The sequence below is a fragment of the Mesorhizobium sp. M7A.F.Ca.MR.148.00.0.0 genome, assembly GCF_003997735.1.
Taxonomy (GTDB): Bacteria; Pseudomonadota; Alphaproteobacteria; order Rhizobiales; family Rhizobiaceae; genus Mesorhizobium.
This window is the reverse complement of sequence record NZ_RZTB01000114.1, coordinates 1-4,059: the sequence shown is the minus strand read 5'-3', so window position 1 is coordinate 4,059 and position 4,059 is coordinate 1. Positions and strand designations below refer to the sequence as shown.

The 4,059-nt window shown below is 57.7% G+C and carries 4 protein-coding genes; 1 reads left to right on the top strand and 3 read right to left on the bottom strand.

What is annotated here, in order from left to right; all coding sequences use genetic code 11:
- Window positions 1-272 (top strand): helix-turn-helix transcriptional regulator (locus tag EOB49_RS27560; RefSeq protein ID WP_245472856.1); only part of this gene is annotated, 272 nt, incomplete at its 5' end.
- Window positions 273-1,054: 782 nt separating this feature from the next.
- Here EOB49_RS27560 and EOB49_RS36585 read toward each other — a convergent pair.
- From EOB49_RS36585 to ectB, 3 genes are read right to left on the bottom strand one after another with little or no spacing between them, the layout of a single operon-like run.
- Window positions 1,055-1,195 (bottom strand): hypothetical protein, encoded by a 141-nt coding sequence (locus tag EOB49_RS36585; protein WP_158302722.1) that lies wholly within the window; start codon window positions 1,193-1,195, stop codon window positions 1,055-1,057.
- A gap of 32 nt (window positions 1,196-1,227) precedes the next feature.
- Window positions 1,228-2,067, bottom strand: coding sequence for a hypothetical protein (locus EOB49_RS27555; RefSeq protein ID WP_127382837.1), 840 nt, complete (start codon window positions 2,065-2,067; stop codon window positions 1,228-1,230).
- Window positions 2,060-3,316: a diaminobutyrate--2-oxoglutarate transaminase gene (gene ectB / locus EOB49_RS27550; RefSeq protein ID WP_127330948.1), complete on the bottom strand. Its 1,257-nt coding sequence runs from the start codon at window positions 3,314-3,316 to the stop codon at window positions 2,060-2,062. Before ectB ends, EOB49_RS27555 begins: the two co-directional genes overlap by 8 nt.
- Window positions 3,317-4,059 lie beyond the last annotated feature (743 nt).

The window sequence follows — 4,059 nt, the reverse complement described above, 5'->3', positions numbered from 1 at the left end:
GGATTATGGAACGCCCCCAACTCGAAGAAGTGCCCGTCCTTTCCGCAAGGGAAATAGAGTGCATACTCTGGGCAGCCAGAGGGAAATCGTCGTGGGAGATAGGACGAATACTTAACAGGTCCGAAAACACTGTGAATTTTCACATAAAAAACGTAATGCGGAAATTGGACACGGGCAGCAGAACGGTCGCTGCTATGAAGGCGGTAAGCCTCGGGATCATCGAACTGGAGGAAGCGGTGAGCGCCGCCGAAGTGTCGTCAGGCGACGATTAGAGTCTCGGTCTTTTCTGTAATGTAAGGCCGCTGAGCCCGGATTGCGCCAATAATCCCGTTATGGCTGCCGGGTCTCATAGTCGACCCACGAATGCGGCCTCGCAGTGTGAACAACACGATGACACAACGCCCACGGACCTGCGGAACGCGAGTTTTCGTCCATCGCATCCTCGGGCCGGGGTTGTGTTCACATTCATGAGGTGATCGAGAAGGCTGACCGGGAGGTTTTCCGCTGCGGGCGCGGTCTGAATCGCGTGGCGCAACTACGCCAGTACTTTGGGGTCTTGGTGACTTGCTGCAGGACGGAACGGCCGAATAGGTTCGGGGCACAGCACCAGGGCCGACCACGCGCCGTCGGAGGAGTTCATGCTGCGCCAGCGCACACCATATCAGTTCGATCTCAAACCGTACGATGCGAAGACCGCGCAGATGCCACCATGGCAGGCGCTGGCCGAAGAGACGCTCCTGATGCGGCAAAGCTGAGAGTGCGCCTGAACCTCGGCGAGGTTGGCGTAGACGAGCGTTATGTCGTGGAGTCCTCGGCCCATCGGCGGCTGCAAAATCTGAGAGCAGCCCCGCGTACCGGTCAACAGGAGGTGGCGCGCGTGATGGACGAGAAGATTCCGGCTCAACCATCTGGAGCGCCCTGCACTCTGCGATGCGGCGTCGCCTGGTGAGTTGTGTGCGTCAAGTTCTGCTAAAATGGCGTGGCATTCAGTGGTGACGTTGAGTGTCCGCCGCGCAGCCGCCGTCTAGCGGAGCGGCGGACACACGGGCGGTGCTCAGGCGGCCAATGCCCTCAGGCTCTCCTTCGTGAGCTCGCGCAGACGGATCGCTTCAAGCCAGTTCTCTTGGATGCCCACCGCCAGCGCCCGCACCAGCCGCAGCTGGCGCAATTCGTCGAGATGTGCCTCGTCGACCATGCTGATCAAGGTCTACGGTGCGACGTCCAACTTCAGGTCCACCAGAGAACAAGGTCAGGCCGGGCAAATCCGAAAAAGCAATTCAGCACCAGGCGACGCTTTCCGTCGCCTGATTGACCGGTAACCCCGTGAACGAAGCCGCCATCGATTAGGGCGATATCCCCAGTTTTGAGCTCGAACTCGCGGCAAGGGACGGCCTCCAGATAGGCTGCCGAATAGGGGTATCCAGTGGTCTCCACACCTTGCGATATCCGGTCCGCAACCGTCGGCTTGTGGCTCCAGAGCTTCAGATTGCCGCCTTGCTCAGGCATGCTGGGATAGAGGTTGAGCGCTGCGACCGTATTGTGCGCCACCGCAGAAAGCTCGTAATCATCGCCAGCACGTAAGACTTGAGCGACGTCGTCGTGGGGATCCAAGGAAAAGGTGCCTGTGCCCGACCAACTGAGGCCGCGACAAACATTGGCCTGGCCGTGTTCGGAACGCGCTAGCCGCAATTCGATTCCCTGGTTGTGAAGCTCTCGCTTCAACGCCCCGAATACTGCTCGAACCGGGTCAACCAAATTCTTAAAAAGGGCATCGACGTACGGCCGCGCGTTTTCGGCGTCTGCGAAATAGGTGGCTGCATCCTTTCTGTAGTGAGATGCGCCGACATATTGTCCGGGCACACCATCTTTACGCTCTCTGAGACCGGAGCTTCCAATAAAGTTCGTAGTGATCTCCTCTGCTACTTCGGTGCTGAAAGCTTGCTTGATGTGCAGAGCGGTGAGCTCACCTTTCAGGACCGAGATGATCTCCGCCGTGTTGATCGACCCGGTCCGTTCTTTGATCGAAACCGGCGAGATGGCTGGCACTTGAGATATCTGACTAGGCATTGTCTTGCTCCTGTAGTGCGTGTTCAAGGATGGTGATGCCACGATCGAGTTCGGCATCGGTGATGGTTATCGGCGGGAGGACTTTGATAACGTCGCGATTTGGCCCCGAGGATTCGATAAGAAGGCCATTTTCGAATGCGACATCGTGCACGCGGCCGACAACTGCCGGTGAACGGCATTTCAGGCCGGCCATCAGACCGCGGCCGCGCTTCTGTTCGATGTATCTTGGAAATTTCGCAACCAGGCGATCGAGGTGCGTTTGCAGCCTGACGGCTGTCCGCTCGACACCTGCAGTAAATTTCCTATCCGACCACATCTTGCACATGGCTCCTGCCGTCACGAAGGCGAAATTGTTTCCTCTGAAGGTCCCGCTATGTTCTCCGGGCTTCCATATATCCAAGTAGGGTCGAATCAGAACGATGGACAACGGACTACCTGAACCGCTAAGGGACTTAGAAAGACAAACAATATCCGGTTCGATTTTTGCAGACTCGAATGAGAAGAAGTCGCCAGTTCGGCCCGCACCTGCCTGGATGTCGTCGACGATAAAAACAATGCCATGCGTGCGGCAAATGCGCTGAATTTCCGTGAGCCACGCTGCGGATGCGGCGTTCATGCCGCCCTCTGCCTGGATGGTCTCCAGAATGATTGCGGCAGGCTTTTCTATGCCGCTCCCCGGGTCGCTCAAAACGCTGTCGATGTAACTGGCGGAATCGAAAGCTTGGCTCGGATAGCCGTCATAGGGAACACGGATCACATCGTGGCGAGCGACGCCTCCCAGTTCCCTGGTTGAGGCCGAGCCCGACACCGCTAGAGAGCCGAGCGACATGCCGTGGAACGCATTCGTAAAGGCCATGACGCTCGAGCGGCCGGTGTATTTTCGCGCCAGCGCCAGAGCCGCTTCGTTGGCGTTCGTGCCGGTCGGCCCAGGAAACTGAATCTTGTATGAAAGGCCTCTGGGTTTCAGGATCCAATCGACGAACCCTTCAATGAAGTCACGCTTTGCCGCCGTATGCATATCAAGCGACAGAAGAATGTTCTCACCGACGAGATATTCAATCGCCGGCGCCATAATATCCGGATTGTTGTGCCCGTAGTTGAGTGCGCCGGAACCCACCAGGAAATCGATAAAGGGCTTACCCGTCTCGTCCCAGATCGTCGCCCCAAGGGCCTTCGTAAAGACGGTGGGGAACGCCCGGCAATAACGACGAACGCTAGATTCATGAGCCGTGAAAGCGTCGGTGTCCATATTAAGTCCTCTGCACATAGTCGTCAAAGAAGAGAGCTGTTTAATGGCTAGTGGTTTGCGGCATATGTTCGTCGTTTAACATTGAAGCAGAATGCCGGAGGCAGCTTTGTTTGGTCTGGGTTTGGTCTGGTGGTGCCGGGATCCTCATTGAATATTGTTGGTTGCGTTGCCCTCCATTCGGATGTCTTCGGGGAATGTGCTGCAACAAGATGGCTTCTAAACCTTCCGCGAAAGCACCGATACTATGGCATCAGGTAGTTGACGTACCCACCCATCGCTGCCCATAGCGCCTCCGCACAAATGAATGGGTCCAAGGAGATCAGCAGGGTCGCGTCGCCAGAGGTTGTGTCGCTCGGCGGTAGCGAAGCCGCTCGCGAGCGCGCTCCTCGATGGCGCCGTAGCGAGCGAGCGGCTTCGCGGCGGTCATCAATATTCGCCGTTCAACCTCGGGCTGCGGACACCAACCTGATTCAAGAAACTATTTGATGACCGATGACACAGCGAAAGCCACGCTCTCTTTGAGAAGAATGCGGATTCCGATCTCTTGCGCGATAACTGGCCCGAGCCGCCGGATCAAAAGGGCGGGGCCGCCGTGGACCCCCTTGACGGAAAGCCCGTTCGTAGGCCAGGCGGAAGCAACCGGGAGACGCGCTGGCGAAGGGCCGCATCGGTTTCGAGAGCGTCAACTACCGCGACGGCAACCATCCCCGGCCGCAGCTGGGGCTGCTGCCTTCAGGCGAGTC

Excerpts from the sequence above, each read along its gene's own strand:
- EOB49_RS36585 (WP_158302722.1), bottom strand. The coding sequence starts at position 1,195 with ATGGTCGACGAGGCACATCTCGACGAATTGCGCCAGCTGCGGCTGGTG.
- EOB49_RS27555 (WP_127382837.1), bottom strand. The coding sequence starts at position 2,067 with ATGCCTAGTCAGATATCTCAAGTGCCAGCCATCTCGCCGGTTTCGATC.
- ectB (WP_127330948.1), bottom strand. The coding sequence starts at position 3,316 with ATGGACACCGACGCTTTCACGGCTCATGAATCTAGCGTTCGTCGTTAT.